Source organism: Amycolatopsis sp. NPDC004625 (assembly GCF_040609695.1).
Classification (GTDB): domain Bacteria; phylum Actinomycetota; class Actinomycetes; order Mycobacteriales; family Pseudonocardiaceae; genus Amycolatopsis.
Genome location: NZ_JBEXKX010000050.1, coordinates 15,036 through 29,860, shown reverse-complemented (window position 1 = coordinate 29,860; position 14,825 = coordinate 15,036). Strand labels below are relative to the sequence as shown.

At 71.5% G+C, this 14,825-nt stretch carries 14 protein-coding genes; 8 read left to right on the top strand and 6 right to left on the bottom strand.

The window, feature by feature from the left end; all coding sequences use genetic code 11:
• Positions 1–64 precede the first annotated feature (64 nt).
• On the top strand, positions 65–1,111 hold the full coding sequence (locus tag ABZW17_RS38425; RefSeq protein ID WP_354825304.1) for an SIS domain-containing protein: 1,047 nt from the start codon (positions 65–67) through the stop codon (positions 1,109–1,111).
• Positions 1,108–2,064, top strand: coding sequence for a BadF/BadG/BcrA/BcrD ATPase family protein (locus ABZW17_RS38420; protein WP_354825301.1), 957 nt, complete (start codon positions 1,108–1,110; stop codon positions 2,062–2,064). Before ABZW17_RS38425 ends, ABZW17_RS38420 begins: the two co-directional genes overlap by 4 nt.
• A gap of 110 nt (positions 2,065–2,174) precedes the next feature.
• Here ABZW17_RS38420 and ABZW17_RS38415 read toward each other — a convergent pair whose 3' ends face one another.
• A complete protein-coding gene (locus ABZW17_RS38415; protein WP_354825297.1) occupies positions 2,175–2,837 on the bottom strand; it encodes a DUF3159 domain-containing protein in 663 nt (220 codons plus the stop codon).
• A 279-nt stretch (positions 2,838–3,116) separates the two neighbouring features.
• Here ABZW17_RS38415 and ABZW17_RS38410 point away from each other — a divergent pair, with 279 nt between their 5' ends.
• From ABZW17_RS38410 to ABZW17_RS38385, 6 genes are all read left to right on the top strand, one after another.
• Entirely contained in the window at positions 3,117–3,929 is an 813-nt protein-coding gene (locus tag ABZW17_RS38410; protein ID WP_354825294.1) for an SGNH/GDSL hydrolase family protein, read from the top strand.
• 583 nt (positions 3,930–4,512) lie between these two features.
• Complete coding sequence (locus tag ABZW17_RS38405) at positions 4,513–5,259, top strand: OmpA family protein (protein WP_354825291.1); 747 nt, start codon at positions 4,513–4,515, stop codon at positions 5,257–5,259.
• 13 nt (positions 5,260–5,272) lie between these two features.
• Entirely contained in the window at positions 5,273–5,671 is a 399-nt protein-coding gene (locus tag ABZW17_RS38400) for a hypothetical protein (RefSeq protein WP_354825288.1), read from the top strand.
• A 60-nt stretch (positions 5,672–5,731) separates the two neighbouring features.
• The gene (locus ABZW17_RS38395) at positions 5,732–6,208 is read left to right on the top strand and encodes a hypothetical protein (RefSeq protein WP_354825285.1); all 477 of its coding nucleotides are present in this window, start codon (positions 5,732–5,734) and stop codon (positions 6,206–6,208) included.
• Positions 6,205–7,086: a hypothetical protein gene (locus ABZW17_RS38390; RefSeq protein ID WP_003071616.1), complete on the top strand. Its 882-nt coding sequence runs from the start codon at positions 6,205–6,207 to the stop codon at positions 7,084–7,086. Before ABZW17_RS38395 ends, ABZW17_RS38390 begins: the two co-directional genes overlap by 4 nt.
• 306 nt (positions 7,087–7,392) lie before the next feature.
• Entirely contained in the window at positions 7,393–8,058 is a 666-nt protein-coding gene (locus ABZW17_RS38385; protein ID WP_354825282.1) for a DUF4190 domain-containing protein, read from the top strand.
• 260 nt (positions 8,059–8,318) lie between these two features.
• Here the strand turns inward: ABZW17_RS38385 and ABZW17_RS38380 are convergent, their stop codons facing one another.
• The 5 genes from ABZW17_RS38380 to ectA form a co-directional block, all read right to left on the bottom strand.
• On the bottom strand, positions 8,319–11,066 hold the full coding sequence (locus tag ABZW17_RS38380; protein WP_354825279.1) for a BTAD domain-containing putative transcriptional regulator: 2,748 nt from the start codon (positions 11,064–11,066) through the stop codon (positions 8,319–8,321).
• Between the two features lie 546 nt (positions 11,067–11,612).
• The gene (thpD, locus tag ABZW17_RS38375) at positions 11,613–12,515 is read right to left on the bottom strand and encodes an ectoine hydroxylase (protein ID WP_354825276.1); all 903 of its coding nucleotides are present in this window, start codon (positions 12,513–12,515) and stop codon (positions 11,613–11,615) included.
• A gap of 30 nt (positions 12,516–12,545) precedes the next feature.
• Positions 12,546–12,938: an ectoine synthase gene (locus ABZW17_RS38370; protein ID WP_003071625.1), complete on the bottom strand. Its 393-nt coding sequence runs from the start codon at positions 12,936–12,938 to the stop codon at positions 12,546–12,548.
• 12 nt (positions 12,939–12,950) lie between these two features.
• On the bottom strand, positions 12,951–14,204 hold the full coding sequence (ectB, locus tag ABZW17_RS38365; RefSeq protein WP_354825271.1) for a diaminobutyrate--2-oxoglutarate transaminase: 1,254 nt from the start codon (positions 14,202–14,204) through the stop codon (positions 12,951–12,953).
• Positions 14,205–14,219: 15 nt separating this feature from the next.
• Positions 14,220–14,729 carry a diaminobutyrate acetyltransferase gene (gene ectA, locus ABZW17_RS38360; RefSeq protein ID WP_354825268.1) on the bottom strand — a complete coding sequence of 170 codons (510 nt, stop codon included), beginning with the start codon at positions 14,727–14,729 and terminating at the stop codon, positions 14,220–14,222.
• Between the last annotated feature and the right edge of the window lie 96 nt (positions 14,730–14,825).

Here is a 14,825-nt window from a genome sequence, read left to right as displayed (position 1 = left end):
CATTGGTCTAGACCTGACCGACGCCGCCTGAGTCCGGTACATAATGCCGGAGGTGGAGAGGAAAATGATGACCGAACAACGGCCCGGCGAGCACATGGCCGCGGAGATCGCCCAGCAGCCGGACGTCCTGGCCGGACTGGTGGCGCGTCAGGCGGAAATCGCCGAAGTGGCGGAAAAGATCTCACAACGCCCGCCGCGGTTCGCTTTGCTCGCCGCGCGTGGATCGAGCGACCACGCAGCGTTGTATGCGAAGTACCTGATCGAGGTACTGCTCGGCCTTCCGGCCGGTCTGGTTTCCCCGTCGACCGCCACGCTGTACGGCGCGCGACCGGATCTGCGGGACGTGCTGTTCGTCACGGTGAGCCAGAGCGGCGGCTCGCCCGACCTGATCGAGGTCACCGAAACGGCGCGGCGCCAGGGCGCGCTGACGGTGTCGGTGACCAACACGCCGGACTCGCCGCTGCGGGCGGCGTCCGAACTCGGTGTCGACATCGGCGCGGGCGTCGAGAAGGCCGTCGCGGCGACCAAGACGTACTCCGCGACGCTGATGGCGCTCTACCTGCTGATCGACGCGGTGCGCGGCGGCAGGGCGGCCGACGCCGAGAAGATCGGCGAGCTGGCGCAGCAGACCCTGGACGGCGCGACCGAGGGCGTGCAGCGCGCGGTCGACCGGTACCGGTTCGTGAACCGGGTCCTCACCGCCGCCCGCGGCTACTCGTACGCGACCGCGCTGGAGGCGTCGCTCAAGCTCGCCGAGACGAGCTACCTCGCGGCCCGCGCGTACAGCGGCGCCGACCTCCTGCACGGCCCGGTCGCCGCGGTCGACGACCAGACCGCGGTCCTCGCCGTGACCAGCGCCGGGCACGGCGCCGAGGCGATGCGCGAGGTCATCGACGCCGTCGGCAAGCGCGGCGCGGACGTCGTCGCGGTCGGCTCGGCTTCGGCCGAGACCCCGGCGGCGCTGCGCATCGACGTGCCGCAGACGGTCGAGGAGCTGGCGCCGATCCTGGAGATCCTGCCGATCCAGCGGATCGCGCTCGGCCTGTCGCTGGCCCGCGGCGGCGACCCGGACAACCCGCGCGGCCTGCTGAAGGTGACCAAGACCCGGTGAGCTTCGCGGTGGGCGTCGACGCCGGCGGGACGTCGACCAGGGCCGCCCTGGTCGACGCCGCCGGCGCGGTGCTGGGCGCCGGGCGCGGCGAAGGCGCCAACCCCAACGCGCACGCGCCGGAAGTCGCCGCGGACCGGATCGCCGGCGCGATCGCCGCGGCCCTCGGCGCCCACGACCCCGGGGCCGTGCGGGCGTGCGTCGTCGGCATGGCCGGGGTCAGCAAGCTGAGCGATCCGGCCGTGGCCGCCGTCTTCGACGCGGCGTGGACGCGAATCGGTCTCACGTGTGCCGTCCGGACCGTCGCCGACGCCGAGGTGGCGTACGCCTCGGCGACCTCGGCGCCGGACGGGACGGTGCTCGTCGCCGGCACCGGTTCGATCGCCGGCCGGATCCGGAAACGGCGGCTGGCCGGCACGACCGGCGGCTACGGCTGGCTGCTCGGCGACGAGGGATCCGCGTTCTGGCTCGGCCGCGAGGCCGTTCGCTCCACTTTGGAGGCACTCGGCCGCGGGCGGCCGCTCGACGGCCTCCCGTCGGCGGTGCTGGCCGCGGCCCTCGGACCGTCCGGTTTGGACGTCCGGACCGACGCCGGCCGGCTCGCCGCGGCCCGGGCGTTGATCACGGCGGCCAACGCCGAGGCGCCGGTGCGGCTGGCCCGCTTCGCCCCGTTGGTGAGCGCGGCGCACGACGCCGGCGAGCCCGTGGCGCGCGAGATCGTCGCCCGCGCGGCCGAGCTTCTGGTCGCGAACGCGCTCGCGGCGCGCGAGCCCGGCGAGTCGACCCCGGTCGTGCTCGTCGGCTCGGTGCTCACCGGCGCGAGCCCGGTCGGCGCACTCGTGCGCCGCCGTCTGGCCGATCTCGAGGTGCTGACCAGCTCCGATGGCGTGCTCGGCGCGGCCTGGCTGGCCGCGGTGGACGCCTTCGGCGAGGGCACACCGCGCCCCCCGGCGTAAGGATCTCGGGCAAAACGCGGCGCAAAGCCGCGAAAACGTCGACTGAACCCGGGTAGTCCGGGTACCGTAGGCAGTGGCCCCCGGACCCTCCCCCCTCGCCGGGGGCCGCCTTATGCCCCGGGTACGTCGTCCGAACGGGTTTCGGGGGCCAAGCGCAGCCCGGGATGCTCCGGCGGCAACGCGCGGTAGAGCACCCAGCCACTCACCGCGACGGTTAACGCGACCAGCGGCCACGAGAGCACCGTGCGGGCCACGCCGAGGGCGATCACCTGGCCGGACCACCACAGCAGGCCGTAGACGACCACGCGCAGCGTGTACTGGCCGAACACCCAGACCCAGCTGGCCCGCGAGTACGCCTTCAACAGCGCCGGGTCGCGGCGCCAGCGCGTCTTCTGGCCCAGCACCAGGCCGACGACCACGCCGAGCAGCGGCCACCGCACGACGATGCTGGCCGCCCACAGCAGCGCGCTGGCCACATTGGACATCAGCTGCAGCAGGAAGAAGTCCTGCGCGCGGCCGGTGTGCAGCGCGATCAGCGCGGCCGCGACGACCGCGGCCAGGCTGACGACCAGCGCGCGCACCTTGCCGCCGCGGACGATCCGGTAGATCCCGAGCCCGACGGCGACGGCGATGGCGGCGCCGGCCCCCCAGGCGACGGACTGCCCGGCCGCGAGCCAGCCGGCGACGAAGCCGACCGGCGGGATGCTGGCGTCGAGGGCGCCCCGGCGGCCACCGAGGATCTGCGCGAGCGACTCACGGGGTTCTCCGGACACGTCTCCAGCCTGCCGGATCCGGTCCGGGACGCCCCGGGCAGGGAGATTTTCGCCACATCGGGGCCCCTGTTTGTGTCCGAGTGTGCTGTTTCACGGCATGCCGGAGGTGAAGACTACGTAATAGAGAGGCGGAGAAGGCCGACAAGATAAGACACTGTTACCGCTGGCTGAACGGCCGCGGTGGCGGCGGGGGTGGCACCCCGATGCTTAGTTGAGGTGTACAACTACATGTCGGGGTGTGTCGGTCGCAGGATCTCGCAGGATGGGAAGGGGACCCACGTGTTCGGATTCGACAGCTATGTAGCCCTCGGTGACAGTTTCACCGAGGGGCTCAACGACGCCCTGCCGGACGGGTCCTTCCGCGGCTGGGCGGACCGGCTCGCGGAGCTGCTGGCGGGCGGCAGGCCGGACTTCCGGTACGCGAACCTGTCCCTGCGCGGCAAGATGCTCGACGAGATCCTGGACGAGCAGCTGCCGATCGCCCTGGAGCTGAAGCCCGACCTGGTCACGCTGTGTGCGGGCGGCAACGACATCATCGTGCCGGGCGCCGACGTCGACGCGGTCGCGCAGCGCCTGGAGGAGGGCGTCGCGAAGCTGCGCGAGGCGGGCATCCCGGTGCTGATGTTCAACGGCCCGGACACGAAGGTCCTTTCGGTGATGTCGGTGCTGCGCGGCAAGGTGGCGATCTACAACACGCACCTGTGGGCGATCGCGGAGCGCTACGGAGCCCGGATGGTCGACCTGTGGACGATGGGACCCCTCCACGACCGCCGCGCCTGGAGCGACGACCGGTTGCACTTCTCGCCGGAGGCACACGAGCGGATCGCGTTGAAGGCGGCGGAGGTGCTGGGGATCCCGGTCGAGAGCGACTGGCGCGAGCCGTGGCCGTCGGAGGTGGCGCCTTCGCGGTGGATCGACTCGCGGCGGTCGGATCTGACGTGGACGAAGGTGCACCTGCTGCCGTGGATCCGGCGGCAGATCCGGGGGGAGTCGATGGGGGACGGGCTGTCCCCGAAGCGGCCGAAGCTGGTGCCGTTGGTGCCGCTGGATGTGCTCGAGGTGCCGGACAAGGCGCAGCAGCAGGCGAGTTGAGGTTCTGACCGCGGCTGCGGCGGGGTCGGCGCGCTGGTTTCCGGCGCGGCGGGATTCGCTTGGCGGGCTTGCGCTCGGTGAGCTCCGCGTCCGGTAGGCGCTCTGCGGCGGGTTTCGCGCGCGGCGGGTTTCCCGCGCGGCGGGTTTCCCGCGCGGCGGGTTTCCCGCGCGGCGGGTTTCCCGCGCGGCGGGTTTCGCTTGGCGGGCTTGCGCTCGGTGAGCTCCGGGCCCTGCAGGCGCTCCGCGGCGGGCGAGCTCCCGCCTGGCTGAGCGGCTGCCCGGCAGAACTCCGCACCGGTAGGCATCCGCCCCGCGGCCCCTCGGCTCGGCGAGCTTCGGTCCGGCAAGAGCTCCCGCTCGGCATGGCTCTCCATCCGGGCCGCGCCCGGCCGGCGCCCCGAAGCCCACCGCCGGGGCTCGGGCTGCGCCCCCGGTATCCAGCCTATCCGCCGCCTCCGACAGAAAGTATTCACGCGATCACCCACCCCCGAGTTGTCCACATGTCGACTTGCCTGGGGACAACTTGTGGATCGCCATCCGGATTCAGGTCGCCAACCCGTCTCGCCCGGCTTACAGTCCCCTTATGTCCGGTGGTCGGCGGTGGATCCTCGGGGGCGCGATCGCGGTGCTGGTCACAGCACTGCTCGCGGGGGTTGCCACCTGGACTCAGGGCGGGAGCATGGAACGCGACCTCACCGCGCGCGCCCAGACCGCCCTCTTCGAAGCCGGGTTGCCCACCGGGGACGTCCGGTTCGACGGGCGGGATGCCACCCTCAGCGGCTTTCCGCCCGAGCAAGCCCTGCGAGCCCTCGAAGTCGTGCAGGGTGTCGATGGTGTGCGGGCCGCCAAGGTCGACGGTGACGTGACCCCCGTGGCGCCGAACCCGGACCCGAACACCAGCACCACCGCGAGTCCGCCGCCGGTCGCGAGCAGCAGCCCGCCGCCGACCACGACCACCACCGCGCCGCCGCCGACCGACAAGGCCGGGGTGCAGGCCGAGATCGATCGGATGCTCACCGAGGCTCCCGTCAGCTTCGAACCGGACTCCGCGCGCCTCACCGCCGACGGGACCCAGGCCGCGCGCAGCATCGCCATCGCCCTCGCGAAGGCGCCCGCGGGTTTCCGGTACCGCGTCACCGGGCACGTCGCCCGGGGCCCCGGCGGGGAGAGCGCCGCCCTCAAGCTCTCCCGGGACCGCGCGCGGGCCGTCGCGCGGATCCTCACCACCAACGGGCTGGCGGTCAGCCGCGTCACCTACCGGGGGCTGGGCGACACCCGGCCGGCCACCGGCGGCGAGGAAGACCGGCGCGTCGAAATCACAGTCGTCTAAGGGGTGATGGCAGATGGTGTGGCTGTTCGGGCAGATCTGGCTGTGGCTGGTCGTCGCCTTCGCCCTCGGTGCGCTCACCTCGTGGCTGCTCCAGCGCGCCGTCCAGCGGCCGCGGCCGCAGCCGGCTCCCGAACGTGAGCCCGAACCCGAACCCGACTACGAACCGGTGCCGCCGCCGGGGTCGGCCGAGCAGACGCAGTTCATCCCCGCCGCCTGGGCGCAGCACCCGCCGGAACAGCGGCCGCCCGCCACCGACGAGCCCGAGCCCGTCGGGCACCGCGAAGGGCACCTTCCGCTTCCGCCGCAGCGCGGGGCCGAGGCCGAAGACTGGCCCACCGAGGACGAACCGGCCTGGCCCGAGTCCGAAGAGGCCACCCCGCAGTGGCCGCACCAACCTGGGCGCGGTGGCTGACACCCATCCTGGTAAGTTCGGCTACGCACTGTGAGCGCGAAGGGCTGAGAAGGGGGTGGCGTGGCGCTCCCCCATTGGACGTCGCAGCAGGTCCTGCCGCCGGGCCGGCACGCGTGCGACCTCGCCGACGTCTACGAACGCCTGGTCTTCGACGCCCCGCACCAGAACGAGCGCGAGATCCTCTTCAGCGCGCTCAACAGCTACCTCGGCGTCGCCCGGCGGATCATGCCGTCCGGCCGCGCCTGGGTCGGCGGCGAGCTCGTCACGCGCACCGCGCACCCGCCGCGCGGCCTCGACGTCGTCCTCATCCCGGACGAGTGGGGCGCGCTCAAGCGGCTCGACGACGACGGCCGGTCCGCGCTCTACGGCCTGCTCACGCTGCGCGGCGTGATCGTCGGGCAGCCGGCGATGTACCTCGACCAGGTGCAGCCGGTCGGCGGCATGCTGGACGGCTTCCTGTGCCGCCCCGGCGACGAGGACGTGTGGGCCGAGGTCTGGGCCGAAGGCGGCAGGGGCTACCCGGAGATGATCTGGTGAGGAACGAGTTCCGGCGCATCGCCGACGAAATCCCCGGCGGCACGTGGCTCGACGACCTGGCCCGCGCCTCGGCGATGGCGGCCAACGCGAAGTTCGAGCGGACGTCCCGCTCGCCCCTGCTGCACGTCTCGGTGATCGGCGAGCAGACCATCGACGCCTACACCTTCTCCGACATCAGCCGCGCCCTGCAGGACGCGACGGCGAAGATCGGGCACATCATCCGGAACCCCTCCGGCGAGGTCACCCAGGTCCAGCAGACCGACCGGGACAAGGCACCGCTGATCCAGCGCGGCCAGGCGGGCAACGCGATCTTCTTCGGCTTCCCCGAGCCGGTGGCCGACGACGCCCTGATCGTCGACGGCATCGAGACGCTGTCCGAACGCGCGGTCAAGGAGCTGTGCGACTTCCTGCCGGCGAACGGCTCGGACGACGGCGCGCTCGACGCCGTGCTGCTGCAGCGCGACACCGTCCGCAACGCGGTCAGCGACATCGTCAACGCCGTCGCGAAGAACGCGGGCATCGGGATGGCGCTGACCCCGACCGCGGGCGAGCAGGTCACCCGCAGCATGACCACCGAGCAGGCCCGGATCCTGCAGGGCAGCCTCCGCGAGTCCCGCGAAGAGGTCGGCTACGAGACCGTCCGCGGGCGGCTCGACGGCGTCCGCACCCGGCGGCGGATCTTCTACCTCGACCGCGAGTCGGGCGGCACGATCCAGGGCGCGGTGGCGCCGGACCTGCTCGACCAGATCAAGGAGAACCTCGACCGGCCGGTGACCGCCCGGCTACGCGTCGTGCGCACGACGACGATCGACGGCCGCCGCGGCCGGCCCGTCTTCGAGCTGCTCGAAATCACCCCGGAAGTAAGCCTTTTCGACTGAGAAGTCCGGTATGAGACTTTCGTCTTGAACGCTGGTACCTACGGTCGTCGTAGGCCTCACAGTGGTGCCGGGATGCCCGTACGGTATTTACGATACCCGCTGCGAGGTCGCAAAAGGCCGCGTCGAACAGTGGGAGCTCCGATATTCTTCCCATTGATCACCGGGTCACACCCTGCCCACGATGTCAGGAAATACCGATACCTGACCCGAAATGGTGGGACAATGACTTTTTCCAGAATGTAACATTTTCGTCCGGGGCCACACTTATGGGTTAACGTCGTCGCACTCCCACCCGAAGGGGCCCGCATGATGACCGACCCGCAGTACCCGCCGACCACCGCGCGTCACGGCAGACCCGCGCCGCCGGTGACGGCCACGGAGCGTCGTCGCGCCAACGCGAAGCCCGGGCGGAACATCCTCGCGATCGTGGGTCTGCTGCTCGCCGTCGCCGCCCTGGTCGTCACGTTCGTCCCGGATATCGGGTTCGTGGCGTGGCCGCTGGGCGGGCTCGGGCTGGTCCTGGCCATCGCCGGGCTGGTCCAGGCCAAGAAGGGCGTCATGGGCGACCGTGGGCTGGCGATCACCGCCACCGGCGTCTCGGCCGCGGCGCTGCTCACGACGGCCGGGATGCTGCTGTACTCGACCTTCTTCGGCGGCGGGGAGTCCGGCCTGCACCTGCCCCTGGTGGCCGGCGACAAGCACGCCGTCACCTTCCAGGTCACCTCGGCCGGCGGCGCGACGGTCCGCTACGGCAGCCTCAACGACCAGCGCACCGAAAACGCGCCCGCGAGCACCGACGCCTGGCAGGGTCAGGCGTCGTACAACAATGGCTCCTACCTGTTGACGCTCACCGCGGACACGCGAAATGCGGATGTCAGCAACGAAATCAAGTGCGCCATTCTGGTCGACGGCAAGAAGGTCGCGGAAAACAGCGGGACGACGATCGCGCTCTGCACGGCGAACGTGAGCTGAGCGCCTGGCGACCGGCCGGCCTACCCCCACCTCGGCCGGCCGGGCCGCCACGAGCCGCTCCTGGCGGCTCCCGGCCCCGCCGCGGTTTCCCGCGCGGGGCCCGGCACCGGCGTCTCAGCCTGCCCCTCCCCTAGGGCTCAGCCGGCACCGCCGAACCTACGCGGACCCCGCCCCGACCCACTAAGAATCCACTAAGGATTCAGCGTGCGGGCCCGGGCCGTAACCCATTCGCAACCGAACCCGGAAAACCGGGAAAGGCCTCACTGCAGATCGGCCAGTTCGGCACGGACTTCACCGACGAGCTTCGGGTGCACCCGCTCGTAAATGCGCACGCACAACGCCAGTTGTTCCCGCGCGCCGTCGATGTCGCCGCGGGCGCGCAGCACCCGGCCCAGCGTCAGCCGCAGGGCGCCCTCGCGCGCGACGAACCCGCGGCTGATCGCGAGGTCGATCCCCTCCCAGACGTCCCGCTCGGCCGCCTCGGTGTCGCCCGCCCGCAGGCTGAGCTCGGCCAGCCGGTCCAGCGCGACGACGACCCGGTCGTCGTCGCCGAGTTCGCGGTCGATCCACAGGCCGGCGCGCTGGTGGGCGATCGCGTCGGTGAGCCGGCCCGCCCGCTTCTCCGCCTGCGCGCAGCTGCTGAGCGCCTGTCCCCGCAGGGTGACGTCGGGTGCCTCCGCCACGGCCTTCGCGAGTCGTTCGATGGCGCTCTCGTGCTCACCGAGCCGGCTCAGCGCGCGCCCGAGGTGCAGGTCCACCGACGTGCGCAGCCGCCGGTCGGCCACGGCCCCGGCCAGCTCCGCGGCCCGTTCGGCGTCGGCGAGCCCGAACCCCGGCAGCTCGAAGGTCAGCGCGATCTCGCACCGCGCGAGCCGCAGCCAGCACTGCCCGGCGACGTCGCCCGCGGCTTCGGCGGCGGCGACCCCGAGGTCGGCCGTCCGCGTCCACTCGTCGAGCAGCGGGCAGGCGACCCGGTAGGTGTGCCCGAGCCGGGCCAGCCGCCAGACATCGTCGTGGCGGCCCGCGGCGTACGCGGCGTCGAGGACGGCCAGGAGGTTCGGCCACTCGGCCGCGAACCAGTCGTGCGCCTCGTCGAAGCCGCGCAGCGGCGGCATCGCGTCGTCGGCGAGCACGTTCGAGAAGTCGAGCGGGTCGGCGACCCGGCCCAGCCGGCGCCGCGCCCGGTCGGCCACCGCCTGGTAGTAGCGGATCGTCCAGCCCAGCGCCTCGTCGCGGTCCTTCTCCCCGAGCTCCTGCTCCACGAGCTCGCGCAGGTACAGCCAGACGAGGTCGTGCGGCACGAAGACGTCCCGCTCGGTCTCGGCGATCAGGTTGTGCGCGGCCAGCGCGCGCAGCCGCCGACGGGCCTCGGCCACCGGGATCTGCGCGACCGCGGCCATCAGGTGCGGCCCGACCAGCACCCCGGGGATCGCGCCCAGCTGCAGGAACGTCTCGGCGATCTCGCCGGGCAGCCCGCGGAAGGAGACGTCGAACGCCGCGCGCACGCTGTCGTCGGCGCCGTCGACCTGCAGGCCCGCCAGCCGGGTGCGTTCGTTGCCGAGCTCGTCGACGAGCTCTTCGGCGGTCCGCTGGGAGCTCGCCGAGAGCCGCGCGCCCGCGATCCGCAGCGCCAGCGGGAGGTAGCCGCACAGCCGGGCGAGCGCGTGGTTGAGGCTGGCCGGGCCGGCCAGCTCCTCGATGAGCTGCACGGCGTCGTCGGGTGCGAGGGTGCCGAGGACGCGCTGCTTGGCCGCGTTCGACACGGTGAGCCCGTCGAGGCGCAACCGGCTGGTCACCACGGTCATCGTCCGCGCGCTCGGCGGCAGCAGCGGGCGCACCTGCTCGGCGGTGCGGGCGTCGTCGAGCAGCACCAGCATCCGCCGCCCGGCGATCAGCGACCGGTAGAGCGCGACGCGTTCGTGCAGCAGCTCCGGGATCTTCGCGGTGTCGACGCCGAGGCCGAGCAGGAACTGGGTGAGCAGGTCGGCCGGCTCCAGCGGCGGGTGGTGCGGGTCGAAGCCGCGCAGCGACGCGAACAGCACCCCGTCCGGGAACCGCGACGCGGCCCGGTGCGCCCACCACACGACCAGCGTGCTCTTGCCGACGCCGGCGGTGCCGGTGACCACGGCGATGGTCGTCTCCCCGGCTTCGACCCGGGCGACCAGGCCGTCGAGCCAGGCCAGTTCGTCGCCGCGCCCGGCCAGGCTGGGCACCGCCGCGGGCAGCTGCGAAATCGCTTTCGCCGGCTCGCTGCCGGTGGCCGGGGCGACGACGTCACGCGCCGGGAGGTCGTCGTTGAGCACCCGCTCGTGCAGCCAGCGCAGCTCGGCGCCGGGTTCGACGCCGAGGGTGCGCAGCGTCGCGCGGGAGACGGTCCGGTACAGCTCGAGCGCGTCCCCGCGGCGGCCGGCGTGGTAGAGCGCCCGCATCAGCTGGCCCGCCGTCCGCTCGGCCAGCGGGTCGGCCCGGACGATCGGGCTGAGCTCGACGATCAGCTCTGCGTGCCGGCCGAGTTCGAGGTCGGCGTCGACGCGGGCGCCGTGCACGGCGAGGCGCAGGTCCTCCAGCTCGGGGGCCCGCAGCGAGTCGGGCACCCCGCCCAGGGCGGGGCCCTGCCAGAGCGCGAGCGCTTCGGCGAGCAGGGCGGCCGCGATCTCCGGCGTGGCCACGGCCGCACGGTCCAGCAGCGAGCGTGCGCGGTGGACGTCGATCCGGTCGGGCTCGACGTCCAGCCGGTAGCCCGGCGGGGTGGTGAGGATGCTCGGCCCGTCGAGCTCGCGCAGGACCCGGCGCAGGTGCGAGACGTTGCCGTGGACGATGGTGCGGGCGGTTGCGGGCGGGTCGTGGCCCCACAGCGCGTCGATGATCTCGTCGAGCCCGACGACCTTGCCGGGCTTGAGCGCCAGCAGCGCGAGCAGACCGCGGACGCCGGGTCCGCCGATCGGAACGGGGTCGTCGCCGTGGAACAGCTGGACCGGCCCGAGCAGCTGGAGGCGGGTCCGGGCCATGCGCGCGCCCACCTCCCCGGTTCCACGGTGTGCCGGCGTCGCCCCCGCCGGAAAAGTCAACCTACCGTGCCCGGGGGACGGCGAATACCACCCGGCCGGGCCGGGACCAGGACGTTTCGTAGCGCTGCGGATTCCGCTGCCCCGGCGTCCGGGCCGTACGGCTTCCTCCGGCCTACCCGACCGGACGACACGCGTACCCGGGCGGACGACACCCTGCACCCGGCCGGGCCGCGCGTGTCGTCCATCCGGGTACCCGTGTCGGCCACGTGGGTACGCGTGCCGGCCGCCGGGGTACCGACATGACACGACCCCGTACCACCGGTCCCGATCCGGTGGTACGGGGTCGTGCTGAAACTTCCGGCCGGGCCGCCAGGGGGCCGGTCCGCCCGTCCGTCACCGTGGCCGTCCGGGCGGGTGTGCTCACCCCGAGCGAAGCACCCGCCGCCGATCGTCCGCGAAGACGTGTTGCGCGGACCACACGCCCGCGCGGTGGTCGACACGGTAACAAAGCGCACCGGGTCGGTCACCGGCGGGGCGGGGTGAAACTCACCTGCTGATCGGCGTGGCGTCGCGGCCGGCGATGAACGCGGGCCGCGGCGAGCTCGCCGCGAACGGCTCCTGCAGGGCGTTGTCCACGCTGTTGAACACCAGGAAGATGTTCGAGCGCGGGTACGGGGTGATGTTGTTCCCGGAGCCGTGCATGATGTTCGAGTCGAACCACAGCGCCGAGCCCGCCTGGCCGGTGAACTGGTCGATGCCGTGCTCGGCCGCCATCTTCGTGATGTCGTCCTCGCTCGGCACGCCCACCCGCTGGTCCTTGAGCGAGCTCTTGTAGTTCTCGTCCGGCGTCTCGCCGGCGCACTGGACGAACGTCCGGTGCGACCCCGGCATGATCATCAGGCCGCCGTTGAACGGGTAGTTGTCGGTCAGCGCGATCGAGCAGCTGACCGCGCGCGGCGACGGCATGCCGTCCTCCGCGTGCCAGGTTTCGAAGTCCGAGTGCCAGTAGAACCCGGTGCCCTTGAACCCCGGCATGTAGTTGACGCGGCTCTGGTGGACGTACACCTCGGAGCCGAGCAGCTGCCGGGCCCGGTCCAGCACGCGCGGGTCGCGCACCAGCTCGGCGATCAGGTCCGAAATCTCGTGGACGTCGAAGATCGACCGGACCTCACCGGTCTTCGCCTCGGCGATCACCCGCTCGTCCCGGGCGAGCTCCCGGTCGGCGGACAGCCGCACCAGCTCCTGCCAGTACGTCTGCACCTCCCCGACCGACAGCATGTCGTCGACCACGGTGTAGCCCTTGGTCTCGTGGTTCGCCAGCGTGGCGGCGTCGATCGGACCGTCGGCTTCGGTACCCCACACCGTGGGGTGCACGCGCGGCAGGTGCGCCGGCGCACCGGTGATCCGGGTCGGGTAACCGTCGTCGACCCGGGTGTCCGTCAGCGTCACGGGCTTCGCCTCCTGTTTCCTCTCCGGTGTTTACGCGTCCTCGGTGATCAGCGGGTACACGCCGTTCTCGTCGTGCACCTCGCGGCCGGTCACCGGGGGGTTGAACACGCACACGCACTTGATCTCGGTCTTCGGCCGGACCTGGTGCTTGTCGTGGTCGTTGAGCAGGTAGAGCGTGCCGGGCTTGAGCTCGTAGACCTTGCCGGTGGCCAGGTCTTCGATCTCGCCCTCACCGGAGGTGATGAACACCGCCTCGATGTGGTTGGCGTACCAGAAGTCGTTGACCGTCCCCGCGTAGAGCGTGGTCTCGTGCACCGAGAAGCCGACGCCTTCCTTGGCGAGGATGATCCGCTTGCTGCGCCAGTTCTCGGTCTTGATGTCGGCGTCGGTGTCGGTGATCTCGTCGAGCGTGCGGACGAGCACGGGCGAACTCCCTTACTTCTTCAGGACGGCCTTCACGGACTCGTCGATGATCGACAGGCCCTGCGTCAGCTCGTCGTCGGTCAGTGTCAGCGGCGGCAGCAGTTTCATGACTTCGCCGTCGGGACCGGAGGTTTCCATCAGCAGGCCGCGCGCAAACGCTTCCGCGCACACCCGGCCGGCCAGGTCGCCGCTCTGGAACTCGATGCCCCGGGCGAGACCGCGGCCCTTGGCGAGCAGCTCCGCCTCGGGGTAGGCCTCGACGATGCCGGAGAACGCGGCGGCGATGCGTTCACCCTTGGCCTTGGTCGACTTCTCGAGCGCGTCGTCGCTCCAGTACAGGTCGATGGCTTCCTTCGCGGTGACGAACGCCGGGCTGATCCCGCGGAAGGTGCCGTTGTGCTCGCCCGGCTCCCAGACGTCGAGTTCCGGCTTGATGAGCGTCAGCGCCATCGGGATGCCGTAGCCGCTGATGGACTTCGACAGGCAGACGATGTCCGGCGTGATCCCGGCGTCCTCGAAGGAGAAGAACGGGCCGGTGCGGCCGCAGCCCATCTGGACGTCGTCGAGGATCAGCAGGATGTTGTGGCGCTTGCAGAGGTCGTCGAGGCCCTTCAGCCACTCCAGGCGCGCGGCGTTGATGCCGCCTTCGCCCTGCACGCCTTCGACGATCACCGCGGCCGGCTCGTTGAGCCCGCTGCCGGAGTCTTCGAGGAGCTTCTCGAAGTACAGGAAGTCCGGCATGGCGCCGTCGAAGTACTTGTCGTACGGCATCGGGGTGGCGTGCACCAGCGGAACGCCGGCGCCACCGCGCTTCATCGAGTTGCCGGTGACCGACAACGCGCCCAGCGTCATGCCGTGGAAGGCGTTGGTGAAGTTGATGACCGACTCGCGGCCGGTGACCTTGCGCGCCAGCTTCAGCGCGGCCTCGACGGCGTTCGCGCCGCCCGGCCCCGGGAACACGACCTTGTAGTTCAGGTTGCGGGGGTCGAGGACCTTGTCCCGGAAGGCCTGCAGGAAGTCCCGCTTGGCCACGGTGAACATGTCCAGCGCGTGGGTGACGCCGTCGCGCTGGATGTAGTCGATCAGCGCCTGCTTCAGCTGCGGGTTGTTGTGCCCGTAGTTCAGCGCGCCGGCCCCGGCGAAGAAGTCCAGGTAGGGCTTCCCGCTTTCGTCGTAGAGGTGGCTGCCCCGCGCGCGGTCGAACACGACCGGCCAGCCGCGGCTGTAGCTGCGTACTTCGGATTCGAGCTCTTCGAAGATGCTCATGTGTTTCTTTCTCTCCTAATCGCCCGGATTCGACCGTGCCGTCAGCGGACCGATGCGGTAAAGCTCTTCGGGTAGGTGCCCGGCTTCGGGGAAATCCTCGCCACCGAACAGCACACTGGTTTCCACGGCGGCGTTCCACCGCTTCGCAAACGATGCGAACAGCCGGATGGACGCCTCGTTGTCCGGGGTGATGGTGGTCTCGAGGTAACGCACGCCTTCGCCGACCAGGCGCGTGTACAGCGCGTCGAGCAGGGCTCCGGCCAGGCCCTTTCCGCGCTGGGACGCATCGACCGCGACCTGCCAGACGAGCGCCGCCTCGGGCGCGTCCGGCCTGCGGTAGGCGATGACGAAACCGACCGCCTTGCCATCCTCACGCGCAACCACCGAAGACTCGGCGAAATCGCGGCACCACAGCATGTATGCGTACGGCGAGTTGAGATCGAGCTTGGCGGAATCACGCGCGATTCGCCACAGCTCCGCGCCGTCCGCCTTGGTCGGGCTTTCGATCAAGTGCGTTACGGACATACTCAGGAAACGTAACAGAGAATTTTCCGCGTGCCAGCGACGCAGGTCACGACCCCCGCCATGACCTGCGAGGACGCCGAGTACCCGGTGAGCAGT

What these genes read in the sequence shown, in the direction of transcription:
- ABZW17_RS38400 (WP_354825288.1), top strand. Translation starts at nt 5,273, where the DNA reads ATGGTGTGGCTGTTCGGGCAGATCTGGCTGTGGCTGGTCGTCGCCTTC.
- ectA (WP_354825268.1), bottom strand. Translation starts at nt 14,729, where the DNA reads ATGTCCGTAACGCACTTGATCGAAAGCCCGACCAAGGCGGACGGCGCG.
- ABZW17_RS38380 (WP_354825279.1), bottom strand. Translation starts at nt 11,066, where the DNA reads ATGGCCCGGACCCGCCTCCAGCTGCTCGGGCCGGTCCAGCTGTTCCAC.
- ectB (WP_354825271.1), bottom strand. Translation starts at nt 14,204, where the DNA reads ATGAGCATCTTCGAAGAGCTCGAATCCGAAGTACGCAGCTACAGCCGC.
- ABZW17_RS38425 (WP_354825304.1), top strand. Translation starts at nt 65, where the DNA reads ATGATGACCGAACAACGGCCCGGCGAGCACATGGCCGCGGAGATCGCC.
- ABZW17_RS38405 (WP_354825291.1), top strand. Translation starts at nt 4,513, where the DNA reads ATGTCCGGTGGTCGGCGGTGGATCCTCGGGGGCGCGATCGCGGTGCTG.
- ABZW17_RS38385 (WP_354825282.1), top strand. Translation starts at nt 7,393, where the DNA reads ATGATGACCGACCCGCAGTACCCGCCGACCACCGCGCGTCACGGCAGA.